At 41.8% G+C, this 18,274-nt stretch carries 20 protein-coding genes and 1 CRISPR repeat array; all 20 genes read left to right on the plus strand.

Going from position 1 to position 18,274, the window contains the following annotated elements; translation table 11 throughout:
* The 20 genes from HZA10_00535 to cas2 (HZA10_00630) all read left to right on the plus strand — a co-directional run bounded on the left by HZA10_00535 (position 1) and on the right by cas2 (HZA10_00630) (position 17,748).
* The gene (locus tag HZA10_00535; GenBank protein MBI5194789.1) at positions 1–267 is read left to right on the plus strand and encodes a DUF370 domain-containing protein; all 267 of its coding nucleotides are present in this window, start codon (positions 1–3) and stop codon (positions 265–267) included.
* Positions 251–841 carry a guanylate kinase gene (gene gmk / locus HZA10_00540; GenBank protein MBI5194790.1) on the plus strand — a complete coding sequence of 197 codons (591 nt, stop codon included), beginning with the start codon at positions 251–253 and terminating at the stop codon, positions 839–841. The genes HZA10_00535 and gmk overlap by 17 nt, the downstream gene beginning before the upstream one ends.
* A gap of 8 nt (positions 842–849) precedes the next feature.
* Positions 850–1,242, plus strand: a complete 393-nt coding sequence (rpoZ, locus tag HZA10_00545) for a DNA-directed RNA polymerase subunit omega (GenBank protein MBI5194791.1) — start codon at positions 850–852, stop codon at positions 1,240–1,242.
* Positions 1,243–2,424: a bifunctional phosphopantothenoylcysteine decarboxylase/phosphopantothenate--cysteine ligase CoaBC gene (coaBC, locus tag HZA10_00550; protein ID MBI5194792.1), complete on the plus strand. Its 1,182-nt coding sequence runs from the start codon at positions 1,243–1,245 to the stop codon at positions 2,422–2,424.
* 11 nt (positions 2,425–2,435) lie between these two features.
* Entirely contained in the window at positions 2,436–2,897 is a 462-nt protein-coding gene (gene aroQ / locus HZA10_00555; GenBank protein ID MBI5194793.1) for a type II 3-dehydroquinate dehydratase, read from the plus strand.
* Positions 2,860–3,927, plus strand: a complete 1,068-nt coding sequence (locus HZA10_00560) for an aminopeptidase P family protein (protein MBI5194794.1) — start codon at positions 2,860–2,862, stop codon at positions 3,925–3,927. Before aroQ ends, HZA10_00560 begins: the two co-directional genes overlap by 38 nt.
* 77 nt (positions 3,928–4,004) lie before the next feature.
* Positions 4,005–4,565, plus strand: coding sequence for an elongation factor P (efp, locus tag HZA10_00565; protein ID MBI5194795.1), 561 nt, complete (start codon positions 4,005–4,007; stop codon positions 4,563–4,565).
* 192 nt (positions 4,566–4,757) lie between these two features.
* Positions 4,758–5,201, plus strand: a complete 444-nt coding sequence (accB, locus tag HZA10_00570; GenBank protein ID MBI5194796.1) for an acetyl-CoA carboxylase biotin carboxyl carrier protein — start codon at positions 4,758–4,760, stop codon at positions 5,199–5,201.
* Positions 5,202–5,412: 211 nt separating this feature from the next.
* Complete coding sequence (accC, locus tag HZA10_00575; GenBank protein MBI5194797.1) at positions 5,413–6,783, plus strand: acetyl-CoA carboxylase biotin carboxylase subunit; 1,371 nt, start codon at positions 5,413–5,415, stop codon at positions 6,781–6,783.
* Between the two features lie 207 nt (positions 6,784–6,990).
* Positions 6,991–8,001 (plus strand): CRISPR system precrRNA processing endoribonuclease RAMP protein Cas6, encoded by a 1,011-nt coding sequence (cas6, locus tag HZA10_00580; GenBank protein MBI5194798.1) that lies wholly within the window; start codon positions 6,991–6,993, stop codon positions 7,999–8,001.
* 113 nt (positions 8,002–8,114) lie between these two features.
* Positions 8,115–9,248 (plus strand): TIGR02584 family CRISPR-associated protein, encoded by a 1,134-nt coding sequence (locus tag HZA10_00585; GenBank protein MBI5194799.1) that lies wholly within the window; start codon positions 8,115–8,117, stop codon positions 9,246–9,248.
* A gap of 122 nt (positions 9,249–9,370) precedes the next feature.
* Positions 9,371–11,779, plus strand: a complete 2,409-nt coding sequence (gene cas10, locus HZA10_00590) for a type III-A CRISPR-associated protein Cas10/Csm1 (GenBank protein ID MBI5194800.1) — start codon at positions 9,371–9,373, stop codon at positions 11,777–11,779.
* Positions 11,772–12,347 (plus strand): type III-A CRISPR-associated protein Csm2, encoded by a 576-nt coding sequence (csm2, locus tag HZA10_00595; GenBank protein ID MBI5194801.1) that lies wholly within the window; start codon positions 11,772–11,774, stop codon positions 12,345–12,347. The genes cas10 and csm2 overlap by 8 nt, the downstream gene beginning before the upstream one ends.
* A 19-nt stretch (positions 12,348–12,366) precedes the next feature.
* Positions 12,367–13,017 carry a type III-A CRISPR-associated RAMP protein Csm3 gene (csm3, locus tag HZA10_00600; protein ID MBI5194802.1) on the plus strand — a complete coding sequence of 217 codons (651 nt, stop codon included), beginning with the start codon at positions 12,367–12,369 and terminating at the stop codon, positions 13,015–13,017.
* Between the two features lie 8 nt (positions 13,018–13,025).
* The gene (locus HZA10_00605; GenBank protein ID MBI5194803.1) at positions 13,026–13,949 is read left to right on the plus strand and encodes a hypothetical protein; all 924 of its coding nucleotides are present in this window, start codon (positions 13,026–13,028) and stop codon (positions 13,947–13,949) included.
* The gene (locus HZA10_00610) at positions 13,950–15,182 is read left to right on the plus strand and encodes a TIGR02710 family CRISPR-associated protein (protein ID MBI5194804.1); all 1,233 of its coding nucleotides are present in this window, start codon (positions 13,950–13,952) and stop codon (positions 15,180–15,182) included. It begins immediately after the preceding gene.
* A 174-nt stretch (positions 15,183–15,356) separates the two neighbouring features.
* Positions 15,357–15,638, plus strand: a complete 282-nt coding sequence (cas2, locus tag HZA10_00615) for a CRISPR-associated endonuclease Cas2 (protein MBI5194805.1) — start codon at positions 15,357–15,359, stop codon at positions 15,636–15,638.
* A 77-nt stretch (positions 15,639–15,715) separates the two neighbouring features.
* Positions 15,716–16,684: a CRISPR-associated endonuclease Cas1 gene (gene cas1 / locus HZA10_00620; protein ID MBI5194806.1), complete on the plus strand. Its 969-nt coding sequence runs from the start codon at positions 15,716–15,718 to the stop codon at positions 16,682–16,684.
* Positions 16,650–17,480 carry a CRISPR-associated endonuclease Cas1 gene (locus HZA10_00625; GenBank protein ID MBI5194807.1) on the plus strand — a complete coding sequence of 277 codons (831 nt, stop codon included), beginning with the start codon at positions 16,650–16,652 and terminating at the stop codon, positions 17,478–17,480. Before cas1 ends, HZA10_00625 begins: the two co-directional genes overlap by 35 nt.
* A complete protein-coding gene (gene cas2 / locus HZA10_00630; GenBank protein ID MBI5194808.1) occupies positions 17,470–17,748 on the plus strand; it encodes a CRISPR-associated endonuclease Cas2 in 279 nt (92 codons plus the stop codon). Before HZA10_00625 ends, cas2 (HZA10_00630) begins: the two co-directional genes overlap by 11 nt.
* A 176-nt stretch (positions 17,749–17,924) precedes the next feature.
* Positions 17,925–18,238: a CRISPR direct-repeat array (repeat unit 36 nt; unit sequence GAAACAAAGAAGACCTGATAAAAAAGGGATTGCGAC).
* Positions 18,239–18,274: the final 36 nt, after the last annotated feature.

Here is an 18,274-nt window from a genome sequence, read left to right on the forward strand (position 1 = left end):
ATGGGTCCGACGCTTATAAATGTCGGTTTTGGAAATGTTGTTTCCGCTTCAAGGGTTATAGCAATAGTTTCACCCGGTTCATCCCCGATTAAGCGCATGAGGGAAGAGGCAAGGGACAGGGGAAAGCTTATTGATGCAACACAGGGCAGGAAGACAAGGGCTATAATAATTACGGACAGCGACCACGTAATTTTATCGGCGCTCCAGTCAGAGACCATAACGCAGAGATTTTTATCCGGAGGCGTGACAGGTGACGAAGGAATCTAAGAAGGCCAGGGGGAAACTTTTTATTGTGTCTGCGCCTTCAGGCGCCGGCAAGACAACCCTTTGCCATGCGCTCAGCAGGATTCTCAAGGGCATTAAACATTCGGTCTCATACACGACGCGCAGTCCGCGCAAGGGTGAGATAAATAATGTTCATTATACATTTGTAACAAAGAATAAATTTAAAGAGATGATTGAAAAAGGCGCTTTTGCAGAATGGGCCGTGGTTCACGGCAATCTTTACGGAACGTCAGTAAAAAGACTTCAAACCCTGATAAAAGCCGGATATGATATAATTCTTGACATAGATACTCACGGCGCTTATCAGATGAGACGCAAATTCAGGGATGCGGTATATGTCTTTATACTTCCTCCTTCGTTCAAGGCGCTGAAGGAAAGACTCAGGGGGCGTATGTCCGAGCCTGACGAGGAGATAAGGAAACGCCTGAAACGGGCAAAAGAAGAAATTGCAAGCCATAAAGACTATGATTATGTTATTATTAATGATAAGTTTTCCAAAGCCCTCAGGGCGCTGGAAAGCATCGTGACAGCGGAAAAACACAGAATTTGCGAATAGGAGGCAGTATGGATTTAATTTCATTACCGACAGAATATGACAAGGGAAAAATTGACGGCCGTTACAGGTTTGTAATAGCCGCTTCCATGAGGGCAAGGCAGTTGGCACAGGGCCTTCAGGCAAAAATTCAAACCAAGGCAAAAAAAGTGACAACAATTTCAATGGAGGAAATCCTTACCAATGCAGTGAGGATACTCACGGGCGAAGAAGCCCTGGAAGCCAAGGAAAAAGCCAAGGGGCTTACCATTGAGCAGATGATGGACGAGGCAAAGCAGAAAGAAGCGCTTCCCGAGGACCTCACAGAGCTTGAAAAAGACCTTAAGGTGTACCTCAATGAAAAAGGTGAACGGGATTCTTCTCAAAGGCCTACGATAGAGGATATTTTCGGTAAAGAAGGCTAAGTGGCTGCGCTTAGTAAAAAAAATATTCTATTTGGCATCACGGGAAGCATTGCCGCTTACAAATCTGTTGACATTGTCAGAGGGCTTATAAAGAAGAATGCCGCCGTTACGGTAGTTATGACTAAGGCGGCATGCCGCTTCATCCCTCCGCTTACATTGGAGGCTGTATCGGGCCGGCGTGTTCACACCGGTTTATTTGAAGATTTTTTCTCCCATGTAAATCTGCCTAAGGACTCACATCTTTTTATCATTGCCCCTGCGACTGCAAATACGATTAACAAACTTGCGTCCGGCATTGCGGACAACCTGCTTACGTCAGCGTGGCTTGCTTACAAAGGACCAACGGTAATAGCGCCTGCCATGAACTGGAGGATGTACGAGCATCCGGTAGTCAAAAAAAATATCAGAGAATTAGGCAGACTCGGCGTGACCTTTGCAGGTCCCGTGTGCGGGAGCCTTGCATGCGGCGAAGAGGGTGCAGGCAGAATGGCTGATACGGAAGACATTATTGAGGCCGCAAGGTCGGCATTAACGCCAAAAGACCTGAAAGGGCGCAGGATACTTGTCACTGCAGGACCGACGCGCGAGCCTCTGGATACCGTAAGATTCATCTCAAACAGGTCTTCGGGGAAAATGGGTTTTGCAGTTGCACGCGCGGCGCTCAGAAGGGGAGCGGATGTAACGCTTATTAGCGGTCCTTCATCACAGCGTCCTCCTCAGGGCACAGATTTTATACCAGTTGAAACGACAGATGAGATGAGAAATGCCGTTTTAAAGAAGTTTTTAAACGCAGCAGCAGTCATTATGACTTCGGCGGTGGCAGACTTTGCGCCTGCAGTTTTGGTTAAATCAAAAATCAAAAAAACAGACGCAATGACATTAAATCTGAAAAAGACGCCGGATATACTTAAAACACTCGGCAGGAAAAAAGGAAGGCGTATCCTGATAGGGTTTGCCGCAGAGGCCGGAAGGGATGTCAGGAGCGCAAAGGACAAGCTTGAAAATAAAAAGCTTGATTTAATAGTATTAAATGATGTAACGGCTCAGGGCGCAGGTTTTGATGCGGATACGAATATTGTAACGATAATCACTAAAAAGGGAGAGGTGACTGATTATCCAATGATGCAAAAAGATGAAATTGCGGATGTTATTTTAGACTGCCTGTTGCAGTTACAGCCATAAAGGAGGCGTTTATGAAAATTATGGTAATTCATGGCCCCAACCTTAATCTCCTTGGCACAAGGGAGACGGATATATACGGCAGTCTGAAGCTGAAAGAGATTAATAACTCACTTAAAGCTCTTGCTAAGGAGTTGGGGGTTAATATCTCAATTTTTCAATCAAATCATGAAGGGGGAATCGTTGATTTAATCCAAAACTCAGGTGATTACGGCGCAATAATTATAAACCCGGCTGCATACACGCACACAAGCATTGCCATCAGGGACGCCATAGCCGCCGTCAAGACTCCGACAGTAGAGGTTCATCTTTCAAATATCTACAGCAGGGAAAAATTCAGGCACAAATCAGTCCTTGCGCCGGTAGCCGCAGGGCAGATTTCAGGCTTTGGACCTGAAGGATATATGCTCGCACTCAGAGCTGCAGTTCACATTGCAAATGCAAAGAAAAGCAATACTAAGAAAAAAACTTCCTGAACTTTACATTGACGGACTCCTGATTACCGACCTTAATAACCTGAGATACATTACAGGTTTTACAGGGTCTTCCGGTTTTTTAATCGTCACTAAGGGCATACCTGTTTTTGTCACTGATTTCCGCTATCAGGAGCAGGCGAAAAAACAAGTGCATGGGTTTAAGATAATTATTGAAACAGGGGAAAGGACAGGCTTAATAAAAGATATTGCATCTGAATACGGGATAAAAAAACTCGGATTTGAAGACAACAGTATAAGCTATCGCACATACAAAAGGCTTTTAAAAAACAAATTAAAACTCAAGGCCTTGCCGAATATAGCTGAAGACCTCAGGATGATAAAATCTGCAGAAGAACTTTTTTATATCAAAGAAGCAGTAAAAAGGGCTGAATCCTCATTTAGGAAACTGCTGTCTTTTATAAAACCGGGGGTTACTGAACTGGCTCTTGCGATGAAACTGGAAAGCCTGCTGAAAGAGGCAGGTTGCAAAATGATACCCTTTGGAGTTATAGTAGCATCTGGTCAGAATTCAGCCCTTCCCCATGCCCGGCCTTCAAACAGGAAACTAAAAAAAGGAGACCCTGTGCTTTTTGACTGGGGCGGGGAATATGAAGGCTATTTCTCTGATATAAGCAGGACGGTTTTTTTAAGCGCAGCCTGCATGGGAGAGCGTGTGGAGATTTACAATCTGGCGCTTAAGGCTCAGGCTGCGGCTGTTAAGACAGTAAAGCCCGGAATAAAGGCTAACATTATTGATAAGGCTGCAAGAAATTTTATAAAGCAGGGCGGCTATGGTAATTATTTCGGACACGGCACCGGGCACGGCGTAGGACTTGCGGTGCATGAAAAACCTTTTATATCATGGCGCAGTAATGACAAGATAGAAAAGGGAATGGTCTTTACCGTGGAGCCGGGGATATATTTGCCGGGCCTTGGCGGAGTCAGGATAGAGGACATGGTGGTTGCCGGCAGGGACAGGGCAGAGGTCTTGACAACCTTGCCGAAAAAACTGCATATAATAGACAGTTAAAAGTGAAAAATTATCCCGAAGTGTCGGGATAACCCTTAACTCTAAACTTTCAACTTGTTTTTTAAGGGGGTTTAAATTTGATTTCAACAAATGAATTCAGAAAGGGCGCCAAGATGGAGCATAAAGGGGATCCGTATGAAATAATTGATTTTCAACATGTTAAAATCGGCCGGGGCGGGGCCATTGTCAGGACCAAGATAAGAAATCTCCGGACCGGCAGTATTGTTGAGGAGGCGTTCAAGGGCGGCGAAAAATTTGAGACCCCTAACCTTGATGAAAAAAATATGCAGTATCTTTATAATCAGGGCGGCATGTATTTTTTTATGGACACACAGAATTACGAACAGTTTTCCCTGACTGCCGGGCAATTGGGAGACAGCATCAGGTTTATCAGGGAGAACATGGAAGTTAAAATCCTTTATTATCATGACACCCCCTTGACTGTGCAGGTGCCTATGTTTGTTGAGCTTAAGATTGCAAAGACAGACCCGGGCTACAAGGGCGATACTGCCAGCGGCAGCAGCAAGCCCGCTACATTGGAAACAGGAATGGTGGTAAAGGTTCCATTTCACCTGAATGAAGGAGATATTATCAGGGTAGACACAAGAACCTCGGAATATATGGAACGAGTGCGGTAACTGCAGACTTGAAGTTAAGAGGTTTCATAAACAAGCTGTCATTCCTGCGGAAGCAGGAATCCAGAAAAATAAACATCTGGATTCCCGTTCCCCGATTACTGCCTTCGAGGACAAGTTTCACGGGAATGACAAAAAACAAAGCATAGAACTTCTATAATATTAAGTTTAAAACTTATAAAATGGAGTAAACAAATGGAACTCAATGAAATCAGACAACTTCTTGAACTTTTAAAAAATACGGATATTACAGAACTGCAGATTGAAAGGGACGGAGCAAAGGTAAAGATAAAGCGGGAGAAATTCATATCATCGTGGGAGGTTTCTCCCCCCCCTGCAAGACTGTCTGCCCAGCCTGAAGTCAAAGAGACAAAAGAGGAAGCGCCGGAGGCGCAGAAAACAGTGACGATAACGGCCCCTATTGTCGGTATGTTCCACAGGTCACCAGCTCCGGAAGCCGCTCCATTTGCCGAGGTTGGAAGCGTTGTGAAAAAAGGGCAGGTGCTTTGTATTATTGAGGCAATGAAGCTTATGAATGAGATTGAAAGCGATGTTGACGGCACTGTATTAAAGATTTTGGTTGAGAATGGACAGCCAGTTGAATACGGCGAGCCGCTTTTCCTTATAGAACCGGCGTAGTTACCTGAATTGTTTTATAACGACATATATGCCTTTGTAAAATTGGCATTTGACATAATGTCATTCCGGCTTGTCCGGAATCGTTTTATAACGGCATGTATGCCTTTATAAGATTGGCATTTGATATTTAGATTTCGAAATTAAAATAATATGGCGCTAAAACAAATGTCATTCCCCGACTTGATCGGGGAATCCATGACAAATAAATTATATGGCACTATTTAAAAAAGTTCTAATAGCCAACAGAGGCGAAATAGCAATCAGGGTCCTCAGGGCCTGCCGTGAACTCGGCATCAAGACTGTTGTGATTTATTCTGAGATTGAAAAAGACGCCCTGCATGTCAGGTTTGCCGACGAATCAATCTGCATCGGGCCTGCGCCGTCTGCACAGAGTTATCTTAATATCCCTGCAATTATCAGCGCCGCGGAAATAACAGACGCCGAGGCAGTTCATCCGGGGTATGGTTTTTTAGCTGAAAATCCGCATTTTGCAGAGGCATGCATTACGTCAGGGATAACCTTTATCGGTCCCAGCTCGGAAAATATAAGGCTTGGAGGCGATAAGGCAAAGGCAAGGCAGATAATGAAGAGGAAAGGAATTCCTGTTGTTCCGGGAAGCGACGGACCCGTGCCTGATGAAGAAACAGCTTTAAAGATTGTAAAAAAAATAGGATATCCCGTCATCCTTAAGGCATCTGCCGGCGGCGGCGGCAAGGGGATGAGGATAGTAAATGAGGAAAATGAGCTGTCGCCGATGTTTCATATGGCGCAGAGGGAGGCGCTTGCCGCATTCGGCAACGGAGATTTATATATTGAAAAATACATCCCTGAAATAAGGCACATAGAAGTTCAGATACTTGCAAGCAATAAAGGCAGCATTATTCATCTCGGAGAAAGGGACTGCTCTATCCAGAGGCGCCACCAGAAGCTTATTGAGGAAGCGCCGTATGCTTTTGCAACCTCAAAATTCAGGAAGCGAATAGGCGAACTTGCAATAAAAGCCGCAAGGGCCATGAAATATAAAAACGCAGGCACAGTTGAATTCATTGTGGACAATGAAGGCAATATCTATTTTATGGAAATAAACACAAGGATACAGGTTGAACACCCAGTTACTGAAATGGTCACCGGCGTTGATATAATCAAGGAGCAGATAAAACTTGCCGCAGGCGAGCCGCTCTCAATTAAACAGCATGATGTCAAATTCTCCGGACACAGCATTGAGTGCAGGGTGAATGCCGAAGACCCTGAAAGATTTGTCCCGTCACCGGGCAAAATTATGCTTTTTATCCCCCCGGGAGGCCCCGGCGTAAGGGTTGACACCGCCGCATATTGCGGCTGGACCGTGCCGGCTCATTATGACTCCCTTATTGCTAAATTGATAGTGCACGGCAAAAACAGGGAAGAGGCAATCATGAGGATGCGCAGGGCGCTGGATGAATTTGTAATTGAGGGTATAAAAACAACAATCCCTTTTCATAAAGATATTTTGAACAATCCGGATTTTTTAAACGGGAATTTCAATACGGGATTTCTTGAGAAAAACAGCCGTCCGGAAACAAAGCAGCATCAAGATACATGATGCAAGCTGCATGACAAGGAATTCTCCTTTATCATGAATCGTAAATCATGCATTGATTTTTATCCCTTATACCTCATAACAGACCGAACCATATCCAATCCCCCCTTATTTGACAAAAGTAAAATATAAATTTAAACTTACTCAATCGTTTTCCTCAATAATCCTATAACGTCTTTTTATAACACCTGTTTTGGGGGGATGTTGAATATTGAGATTCCGTACAAAAGCTTCACTTTTCATGCAGTTCCTGCAGAACCGCTGATTCTCCCTGCGTACAAAGGCTCCACATTAAGAGGCGGCTTTGGCAATGCCTTCAAAAAAGTCGTATGCGCCATAAAAAGCAAGGAATGTAAAAACTGCCTCTTATCGCAGAAATGCATATATTCCTACGTCTTTGAAACCCCCTTGCCGTCTGATACAAAAATAATGCGGAAATATACATCAGCGCCCCATCCGTTCATCATTGAGCCGCCGCCTGAAAAGAAACGCGGATACACTCCAAAGGATGAAATAACATTCGGGCTTACCCTGATGGGAAAGGCGTTAGATTACCTGCCTTATTTTATTTATACATTTGATGAGCTTGGGAAGATGGGGATTGGTAAGGGTAGGGGGAAATACGAATTAAAAGCAGTTAAGAGTTTAGAGTTAGGAGTTATGAGTGAAGGAAAGGAATATACCAACAATGTCATTCCCGCGAAAGTGGGAATCCATATCTACAGTTCCGATACAAAAACCCTTAAACCATTTAAATCGTCTTTTTTGCCTTTATCTTTTGACTCAGAACCCGTAACTCAGAACTCTGAACGCTTAACTCTGTCTTTCCTCACTCCTACCCGCATCATTTACGACAGCCATCTCACGCTGGACCTTGAGTTTCACATTCTGATACGTCAGCTTTTACGCAGGCTTTCCCTCCTTTCCTATTTTCACTGCGGGATTGATACGTCTGATTGGGATTTCAAGGGGATTATAGAAAAGGCAAAAGATGTGAAAGTTCACAAGCAGGAATTAAAATGGCATGACTGGGAGCGTTATTCCGCAAGGCAGGATACAAGAATGACTATGGGTGGTTTTGTCGGAAAGATAACATTTGAGGGGAATCTTGAACCGTTTATGCCGTTAATCAAGGCAGGAGAGATATTGCATGTGGGAAAGGGGACGGGGTTTGGATTGGGGAAATTTAAAATTCAAGATTCAACATTCAAGGAGGAATAAAGCAGTTTTGAATTTTGAGTATTGAATTTTGAATCTGAGCGAAGCGAGATTGGAAATATTGCAGAAATATTGTTTTTCTTTATTTGATTAAAAATAACCATTATGCTCATAACATGAAAACAAGGTATAAAGAAATCTTCATATTTATCTCAGGATCCACGCCTCAGGTGATAACAGAGAGCATTTATGCGCTTGCTATGCAAAAGCCCCCGGTACATCCTCAAGAGATTTATGTCATTACTACATGTAAGGGTAAGGCACTGGCGGAAGAGGCGCTGAACGGGAAAGGGATACTAAAGAAGCTTCTGAAAGAATTCAACCTTCCGCAGGCGGCTATTAAAGAGAGTTCCTTTATTATTCCGTCTGATTGTTCAGGTAATCAGCTTGACGACATAAGGGACGAGTCTGAAAATGAATCAATGGGAGACCTGATTACATCTTTTATCAGGGAGAAGACAAAGGACCCTTCAAGCAGGCTTCATTGCTCCCTCGCAGGCGGCAGAAAGACCATGTCTTTTTACCTTGGCGCCGCAATGCAGATGTTCGCGCGTCCGTGGGACAGGCTTTATCATGTGCTCGTAAGCCCGGCATTTGAATCTAATCCTGAATACTTCTATAAACCAAAGAGTAACAGGACGATAGAAGCTAAAGGGAAAAAACTGAATACAATAGATTCCGAGATACTGCTTGCAGAACTTCCGTTTATAAGGCTGAGAAGCAAGATTTCTCTGGAAGGCACAGGCTTTTGCGAGCTAGTCAGGGAAGGTCAGAAAGAAATAGATATGGCAATGATTCAGCCGGAGCTGAGAGTTGAGTTTTCTGAAAGGGCGATACAGATAGGGCAGAAGAAAATCAAACTTTCACCGCTTCATCTTATGATTTATACTGCTTACTTGAGACAAAAGCAGAACCGCTGTAAACATTCAGAACGTCTTTACTGCTATGAATGTTCAGACTGTTTTCTTCCATTGACAGAGTTTACTACAAAACCGGCGCTTGAAGAAATGGCAAAAGACTATATGATTATGGTACCTTCTAAAACTGACGACCTTTTTCATAAATATAAAGACGGCTTAAAATCAGAAGTCATACGGCAGGCGATAAGCAAGATAAAAAAGACCATAGGAGAAGTCTTGGCAGATGAGACATTGACTTCATATTATGCAATAACATCTCCCCGCAGGGAGTATTTTTCTACACGGCACGGAGTCAGGGCGGAGAAGAATAAGATAATATTCAAAATTTAAAATTCAATATTTAATATATTTTTGAATATTGAATCTTGAATATTGAATTTAGCCGCAGGCTGGTAGTTTTGAATATTGAATTTTGAGTTTTGAATTCCGAACGAAGTGAGGTTGAGGTAAATATGAAAGAATTTAATCAGAGAGAATATCAGACGGTGATTTTAGGCGCATTGCTGCATGATGTGGGGAAGATGCTGCAGAGGGGAAGCTTTGGCTCGCTTGATACAAAGGGGCAACACCCTAAAGTTTCATCACATTTTGTCAGTGCCTTTAAAGAGTTCTTTTCCAGATTCGTAGACTTTGATTTATTACAGACTCTTGTTCAGCGTCATCATGAAGATTCACGATATTTCAACGATGATTTGCTTTGCCAAAACGCCCACGAAGAGCACAGGGCATTAAGTTATCTCGTCAGCAAGGCGGATAATTATTCATCCTCGGAGAGAGGAGGGAAAGCTGAGTCTTATCAAGACTTCAAAGCGACGCCGCTGGTATCCATATTCAGCCGTATTGAACTTGATAAAGCTTTGCCTGATAAACTCAGATACCGTGCTAAGCCGTCGAATCCTGAAGAAACCTTCCCTGAGAAATTCGATGAGTACGACTCTGATGAACTGAATAAACATCTCCAAGGTTTCGGGGAAGAGTTTAGTATGCTTGTCAAAGATGCAGAACACGCAGGTCGGGTTGATTTCGACAACATGTTCGCTAATATTTTTACAATTTTAATGCGCTACTCGTGGTGCATTCCAAGCAACACACAGGAAGAAATACCGGACGTCTCACTTTTTGACCATTTAAAAACGACATGCGCCATTGCTGCATGTCTTTATCAATATCACTTCCCTGATTTAAAAGAAAGTGAGATTAAAAATGACAAAACAGATAAATTTATACTTCTCGTCGGAGACTTATCAGGTATTCAAAACTATATATTTAACGTTACACACATCGGAGCGGGCGGTGTTGCCAAACGATTGAGGGCGAGATCATTTCAGATCAACTTGCTCTCTGAGATTGTGAGCCATAAGATATTACATGCCTTCAACCTTCCTTTGGCAAATATCCTGATGTCATCCGGCGGTAAATTCTATATACTGCTGCCCAATGTTCGGGAGGTAAACGACAAAATTAAAGCACTCAAGAAAGACATAGACACTTGGTTTTATAACAAGTTCAATGCCGAAATTAATCTGAACATTGAATCGGCATGTTTATCCGGTGATGATTTTAACAACTACGGAGAAGTGTTACGGAAGCTGAACCAGTCGCTACAAAGTATAAAGAAAAAGCCTTTCAATGAACTCCTGACAGGTAACGGTTTTTGGAATGAAGATATGGCAGCGCTTAACATTGATTTCGGCGATGAGGAGAAACTTTGTAAGGCGTGTAATAAATTCCCCGGTGAACTAAGGGACGGTAAGTTTATCTGCGACAAATGTGAAGACGATAAAATAATCGGGCAGGAACTTCCAAAGATAAAATATATCGCGTTTTATAAAAACAATACCGGAGAGTTCAAAGATTATTTTGGCTATTCCATTGACTTATTAGATGATGTACGCCATGTAAGATATGGCGCTTACCTCATATTAAGCATTGAGGAGTTTACGACTGATTCAAAACTGCCTATGACACACCGTTTTATCGCAAACTATATATCAACATTCATAAGTAATGACGAATGCTCTGCATGTAAAAACAATATCGTGTGCAGTGAAAAAGATCATGCGCGTGAGGGACAGCCAAAATTCTTTGAATGTATTGCTAATGAGAGCAACGGACGCAAAATGCTCGGATACTTGAAGGCAGACGTTGATAATTTGGGCGCTGCCTTTGCTTGCGGCTTGAAAGGAAACAACACTGTCTCAAGAGTAGCAACATTAAGCCGGATGCTGGATGTGTTTTTCTCAGGCTTTATGCAGAAGCTAATTAAAGATAATTATCCAAAACTTTATACGGTCTATTCTGGCGGAGATGATGTCCTTGCTATCGGGCCATGGGACTCAATCATTAATTTTGCAAATGAACTGAATGAGAAGTTCCATGATTTCACATGTAATAATGAGAATCTCACGCTATCAGCTGGGATTGGCTTTGTGAAACCGGGCTATCCTGTTTTTAGAGCTGTAGAGGTGGCGGATAATTTTCTCGACATCTCAAAGGATAGGGGAAAAGACAGCTTAACGCTATTCGGACAGACAATCAAATGGAAGGAAGTGAATAAAATACTCGCCGAATCCATGCAACTTAAAAGCTGGCTCAAAGACAATGAAGTTTCTTCCGGCTTTATAAGGAATTTACTTTACTATTCACAGATGAACAAACAGTTCAATGAAACAGGGAAGACAGAATTCCTGAAATTTCTGCCGCTTATGACTTACGATATCGCTCGCAATATACCGGTTGGTAAGAAAGAGGTCAGATTATGGGCAGAGGATTTAAAAGATCTGAACAGCCCGAAACTAAAAAATCTTGGATTAATAGTAAGCTATGCTTTGAATGCAAACAGGGGAGGAAAGAATGAGTGACTGGAAAGATAAATTACGAAACTCTGGATTTAATAAAGGCGGAGGGAAAGAGATGAAGAAAATATGTGAAAGCTGCAAGAAAGAGTTTTTGCCAAAAGAACCCCATCATAAAACATGTTCTGATTGTAATAAGAAGAAATATGAAGGAACATCTGGATTATATAACTCAAAAATAAAATTGCCAGATAATTATCTTGGAGATAGTTATTTTGATGACAAAGGTTATCTCAGAGAGAGTATTTTCAAAGAAGATGCCAAAGTGGTTGTGAATGCGTTAGCTGCAGAAAATATGACCCCGACTGCTTTAAGGGCTTTTTATAATAAATTAAAAGCAATTGAGAATCGCTACAAAATTTCCAATAATGATTTTGATCTTATCAAACCCAGCCTTTATGCTTTTGAAAGAGATGTAGCATATCAGGCAAGCAGAGGTGTTGTGCGTGATGAATTCCGTAAATTTATAAATATAAATGCGGAGCTCGCAATTAAAGGCCCAAAAGAATTTAAAGGATTTATTGAACACTTTTTAAGTGTTTTAGCATATTTCAAGGATGTAATAAATAGATAAAAAAGAAAGGAGATTTAACATGAAACTACGAAAATTTGTGTCAATTACTGGAACAATTCATTGTGAGAGTGGTTTAAGAATTGGTGGTACAAAAGAAGGTATTATTGAGCCTGGAGGTTCTGAAAACACAATTTTAAGGCATCCTATTACCTCGCTGCCTTACATTCCGGGATCTTCATTAAAAGGGAAAATGCGTTCATTGTTAGAAACGGATGCGTCTAGTGGAGCTAACATAGATAATGGAAGACCTTGTGGATGCGGGACGTGTCTTGTCTGTAAGGTGTTTGGATCTCATGGAATGGCTCACAAAGAGATTACCCGCATTTTAGTAAGAGATTGTGTTATCACTGATAAATCGGAGACGGTTTTAAGAACTGCACAGGAAGAAAAAGGCGTTAATTTTGCAGAAATTAAGAGCGAAAACATTATTGATAGGAAATCAGGGATAGCGGCAAAAGGAGGATTAAGGACGCAAGAGAGGGTTCCGTCAGGAACAGAATTTAGTATGAATATTACTCTGAAACTATTTGATGGAGATAATGAAGGTCAAATCGTTGACTTTGTTAGAAAAGGCTTGGACTTGATACAAAAAGATTACTTAGGAAGTTCTGGTAGTCGAGGTTACGGGAAAATAAAGATAGAAAATTTAGAAGTAAATGACTTAGCGTAGAGGCATCTATGAAAACTTATCGTTTAAAGATTAAACCTCAGGGCAGTTTCCTGACTCTATGGCAGGCGGATACTGTGTTTGGCAATCTGTGCTGGATTATGGCGTGGCGTGAAGGTGGCGACACCCTGAAAGAGTTTCTTGCAGAATATAAAAACGGCAATCCTGCAGTTGTTTTATCAGACGGTATGCCGGGAGACTTTTTGCCTTCACCTGCTCATTTATCATTAGTGGAGCAAAAAGGAGAAGGCTTTGCGGCTTATAAAAAAGCCAAAGAATTAAAAAAAGTTGGATGGTTGACACCTGAAATATTTCAGAGTGTCCGAAATGGTAATTTAGACATTAATCCTGCACAAGATGCAAAAACATTCAAAACCTTTATCACACTGCATAGCTCGATTAACAGAATATCCGGAACGACAGGAGAGGAAGGCTCACTCTTTGAACTTGAAGAACATGCACTTAGTGAATCAGAGCAGTTTATTTCTATCTATCTTAAGATAAAAGACGGCTGGGAAGAAAAAGTCTTTGCGCTTTTTAAAAACCTGTCTTTAACTGGATACGGCAAGAAAAAGTCTGTCGGCAAGGGTGCATTTGATATTATCGGACAGCTTGAGCTGTTTCATGGATTCAATGATTTTAAAGGGTCTAATGGTTTTATGTCTCTGTCAAACTTTGTTCCGGCGAAGAATGATCCCACTGATGGCTTCTACAAGACATTAGTTAAGTATGGAAAGCTCGGCGGTGAATTTACCTTTTGCGGCAAACCTTTTAAAAAGCCGTTGATGATGCTTACCTATGGATCAAGTTTTAAGGTAAATGGAAACATCAAACCTTTCTATGGCCGAATGGTTGAAAATATTGCTCCTGTCAAGTCTGAGGTTGTTCAGTATGGATATTCCTTTGCAGTACCGGTTAGGCTGGAGAAGATTTAAATGCCAAAGGCAATGATTATATCTGTCGGCACTGGTAGGGACCGTCAAGATATAGCCGGAGCTATTTTATTTTCCATAAAGCAAAACAATCCGGAATACATTCGCTTTCTTGTTTCAAGTGTAAGTGGAAAAGAAACCCTCCCGTTAATAACGAAAGACCTTGTTGTTCCATATAATCCCCATCAATATGATGAAATCAATGATGTTGAAAAGATCTATTTTGAGTATGTTGAGCAAATAAAAGATTGTGTGAATAGGGGATTTAAGTTAGCAGATATTGTCGCTGATTATACTTCTGGAACCAAGTCAATGTCAGCGGCATTGTTACTGGCAGCGATCTCAACCGGGGTAGGAACTGTCAGTTATATCTACGGCGAAAGAGATCACGGCGGACGGGCGGTTCCCGGAACAGAACGGTCCATGTATTTAAATCCCAACAGGTTTTATGCGGAAAAGACCCTCCTTGAAGCAAAAAAGCTTTTTAACATTAACCGATTTGAAAGCTGTATTAATCTTTGCAAGTCAGTAGAAGAAACCATTAAGTTGCCTATTATTGTTGAAGAAACTTCATTTCTAATAAATCTTTCTCGTACATATGATGCGTGGGACAGATTTGATTTTACTAAGGCATTGGAATACTTTAACGCTATAAAAGAAAGCCCCCTGCTGAAGAAATACGAAATTAAGAGCAAGGTAGAAAAACATAAAGCATTTGTTTATCAGGAAAAAGAAAATAAATATTGTTATGAGCGGGTAATAGATATTGTTGCCAATGCAAAGAGGAGATTTAATGAAGAAGGGCGTTATGATGATGGGTTAGCGCGACTTTACAGGGGATTTGAATACCTATCACAGGTTAAACTTTATTTAGATCATGATGGCTTAGAGACTGAAAATCTGAAGTCAGTTAAATTACCAGAACGGTTAAAAACAAAATATTCAAAAAAAACTAACGACAGCGGGAAAATTCAAATTTCACTTGTTTGTGGTTATGAATTACTCCAAGACTTAGGTGATACGGTTGGACAGAATTTTATGGAAGATAAATCAAATCAAGATTTTAAGCTTGTTCTTAGAAAAAGAAATGACTCGATACTTGCACATGGATTTATACCGATAGATAAAGACAGTGCTCTTAAACTGCTCACATATTTAGAAAAGCATATAACCCGATGTTATCCTGATTATGAGAGCAAAAAGGGGCTTGCCACTTTTCCAAAGCTAAAGTTTTAGTTTTGTTCTTTGACAACTGATTTTTCTTCTTTGTTCGGCAGGCAAACAACAATATTGCCGAAATATTTCTTTTCGTGACAAGCTCCCGCCGTCTGTTTTATCCTCCATTTAGGATGAAATTAAAATGAAGAACTGGATTCCGTGTCAGGCACGGAATGACAATGAGAGGATACGATGAACAGAACATTGTTTCTTATCGCATACGACATTACTGACGACAAAAGGCTGAACCAGACGAGGGAGTTTCTCAAGGGCTACAGCACCGGCGGACAAAAGTCTGTTTATGAATGCTTTCTGACAGACGGGGAGCTTGCATACGTTAAGAGAGCCATTGACGGTATTATTGATGACGAAGAAGACAGGGTGCATATCTTCACAATGGATGGAAGAAGCAGGACACATACGCTCGGCATCGGCGTCCAGCCTAAAGACCCGGAGTATTTTTATATAGGATGAAGAATGACCAATTAATAATGAAGAATTAAGGAGTCCATTATTGTTAATTATTCATTCCTAATTGTTAACTGATTAATATGGGAACACTTTACATTGACAGAAAAGAACTTCACGTAAGGCTGGACGGCGATGCTCTGGCGTTTTATGCAAATGGCGAACGGGAGGGGATTGTCCCGATAAATCCATTGAAACGGGTAATTATAGTCGGCAATATTACCCTTGAAACCTCTGTCTTAAACAAGCTTGCCAGTGACAATATCAGTGTCCTGTTCCTCTCCGGCAAGAGAAACAAGTTTTGCGGAATGCTTCACGGGAAACTGCATAATAATGGCCTTCTGAGGATAAAACAGTATGAAAAGTCATTATCTTTATTTCCGATGAATGTATCTGTTGACATCGTAAAAAGGAAAATAACCGGACAGCGTGGGCTGCTCCTTTACATCAGGGAGCAGAGGCCTGATTTGCGTTTACAGATGACTTCAGCATCGCAGGTGTTTGAAAGGATACTTGAAGACCTGCAGAAGCCTGGTATTGAGATGGAGACAGTAAGGGGCTTTGAGGGCGGAGCTTCGGCAACATACTTTGGCGTTTTCACAGAAGCATTTCCGGATTCTCTTGAATTCAATGACAGGAACAGACGTCCGCCTGAAGATCCGGTAAATGCAATTTTGTCGCTTTGCTATACGCTCGTTCACTTTGACATAGTGCGTGAGATAGAAGTCATTGGACTTGATCCGGTAATAGGCTTTTATCATCAGTTTGACTACGGTCGTGAGTCACTTGCATGCGACCTCATAGAGCCGTATCGTCCTATGGTTGATAAGTTTGTATGGGAGATATTCAGAGAGAGGACTTTCACAAACCGGGATTTCGCAATGGATGACGAACGCCCCGGATGTTATCTGAAGAAGGAAAGCAGGAAAAGATTTTATCCCATGTATGAAGAATGGGTGAAGAGTACACGGCCGTTGTGGATAGAAGATGTAAGAGTGCTTGCAAGGAGGATAACGGATGGGCAGGACGCTGTATATAAGTCAGACCAGTAAACCTGTAATTTTCAGGGATGGGCCATCCATATGGGTTCAGGAAGAGGGCAATGCCGGGAGAAGAATACCTGCCCGCCTTGTCGGCAGGGTGATAATCATCGGCAATGTCAAGCTTGATTCCGGTACGATTACCCTCTTTGCGGAAAATAACACTCCGATTACTTTTATGAATAACAGGACTGATGAGACAGCAGTGGTTATTCCATATAATCACAGACTGCCGGATCATTATAAAGAGCAGAAGATATTCCTCAGCTCAAAGGAGAACATTGAGCATTTTGAGCGATGGGCTGGTACAAAAAGGGCATGCCTGCAGATGAATTTACTCAGAAGATTTCTGCCGAAACTGATGCCGAGATTTGAGACCATTGGTTTTGGGGAAGGCAATTATCAAGAGATACTCAAGACATTGCGGAAAGTCAGCGAGCAGGAATGGATTGCCGTAAACAGCATCATCACAAACATTTTTCGCAATGTAATAGTGGAGCATCTTCTAAAGTCCGGACTGGACCCGCATCTCGGTGTCATTCACAGACGACACAATTTCGGTCTTGCTCTTGATGTTTGCTACATAATGGGCGGTTTGAGTGACTTGCAGACACTCCAGTTTTTTAATACATACAGGGTTAAAAACCTGATAAGTAAAGATCGTGCACACTGGTTTGTTACAGATAAAGGAATGAGGAGTATTATTCACAGATTTGAAAACAGGCGTGCTGCTGTTCAGGGGAGAGTGGAGAATATTCTGGATGAACTGTTTGATTTAATAAGGGAGATGCAGACACATGAAGGCTGAATATCTGATATGTTACGATATAGCAAACCCAAAACGACTTGGAAGGGTCTATCGGTTTATGTCAGGCGAGGGCAAACACCTTCAGTATTCTGTCTTCCACTGCTCCCTCACTTGGAAGGAACTGCAGGCTATGAAAGTAAGGCTGAGTTACTTAATTGATGAGGAAGAAGATGATATACGGATATACCCGCTGCCGTCAGGCGGTAAGGTCATTGCAATGGGTTGCGGTGATAGATTGCCTGAGGGCGTAGAGATATTCATGGAATGAAAATCTCTACGATTCAAGATTGCAAATTCAAAATTCAAAATGATTTAGTCTTGAATGTTGAGTATTAAATGTTGAATCCGAGCGAAGCGAGGTTAAGGTTGATATTGAACAATGTGCAAATCTGTACAACCGTTGCTGTAATTCAAGGAATTAAAAGAGTAAAATACATGGGAGCCGAAACAAAGAAGACCTGATAAAAAAGGGATTGCGACTTAAGTGAGTTTAAGGAAGCAAAAAAGTTAAATGAAACAAAGAAGACCTGATAAAAAAGGGATTGCGACTCGCCGCCTCTGTGGGTTGCGGCCCGGTTGGGAAACAAAGAAGACCTGATAAAAAAGGGATTGCGACGCCCGGTTGGGAGACCGTTTAATTGCAGGATACTTGAAACAAAGAAGACCTGATAAAAAAGGGATTGCGACTTGCATCCTGCTGTGGAGTTACAATTATATTTTGGGAAACAAAGAAGACCTGATAAAAAAGGGATTGCGACAATGAGGGCTTTGTACAATCTCTCTTTCATCTTTCG

Source organism: Nitrospirota bacterium (assembly GCA_016212185.1).
Classification (GTDB): Bacteria; Nitrospirota; Thermodesulfovibrionia; order UBA6902; family DSMQ01; genus JACRGX01.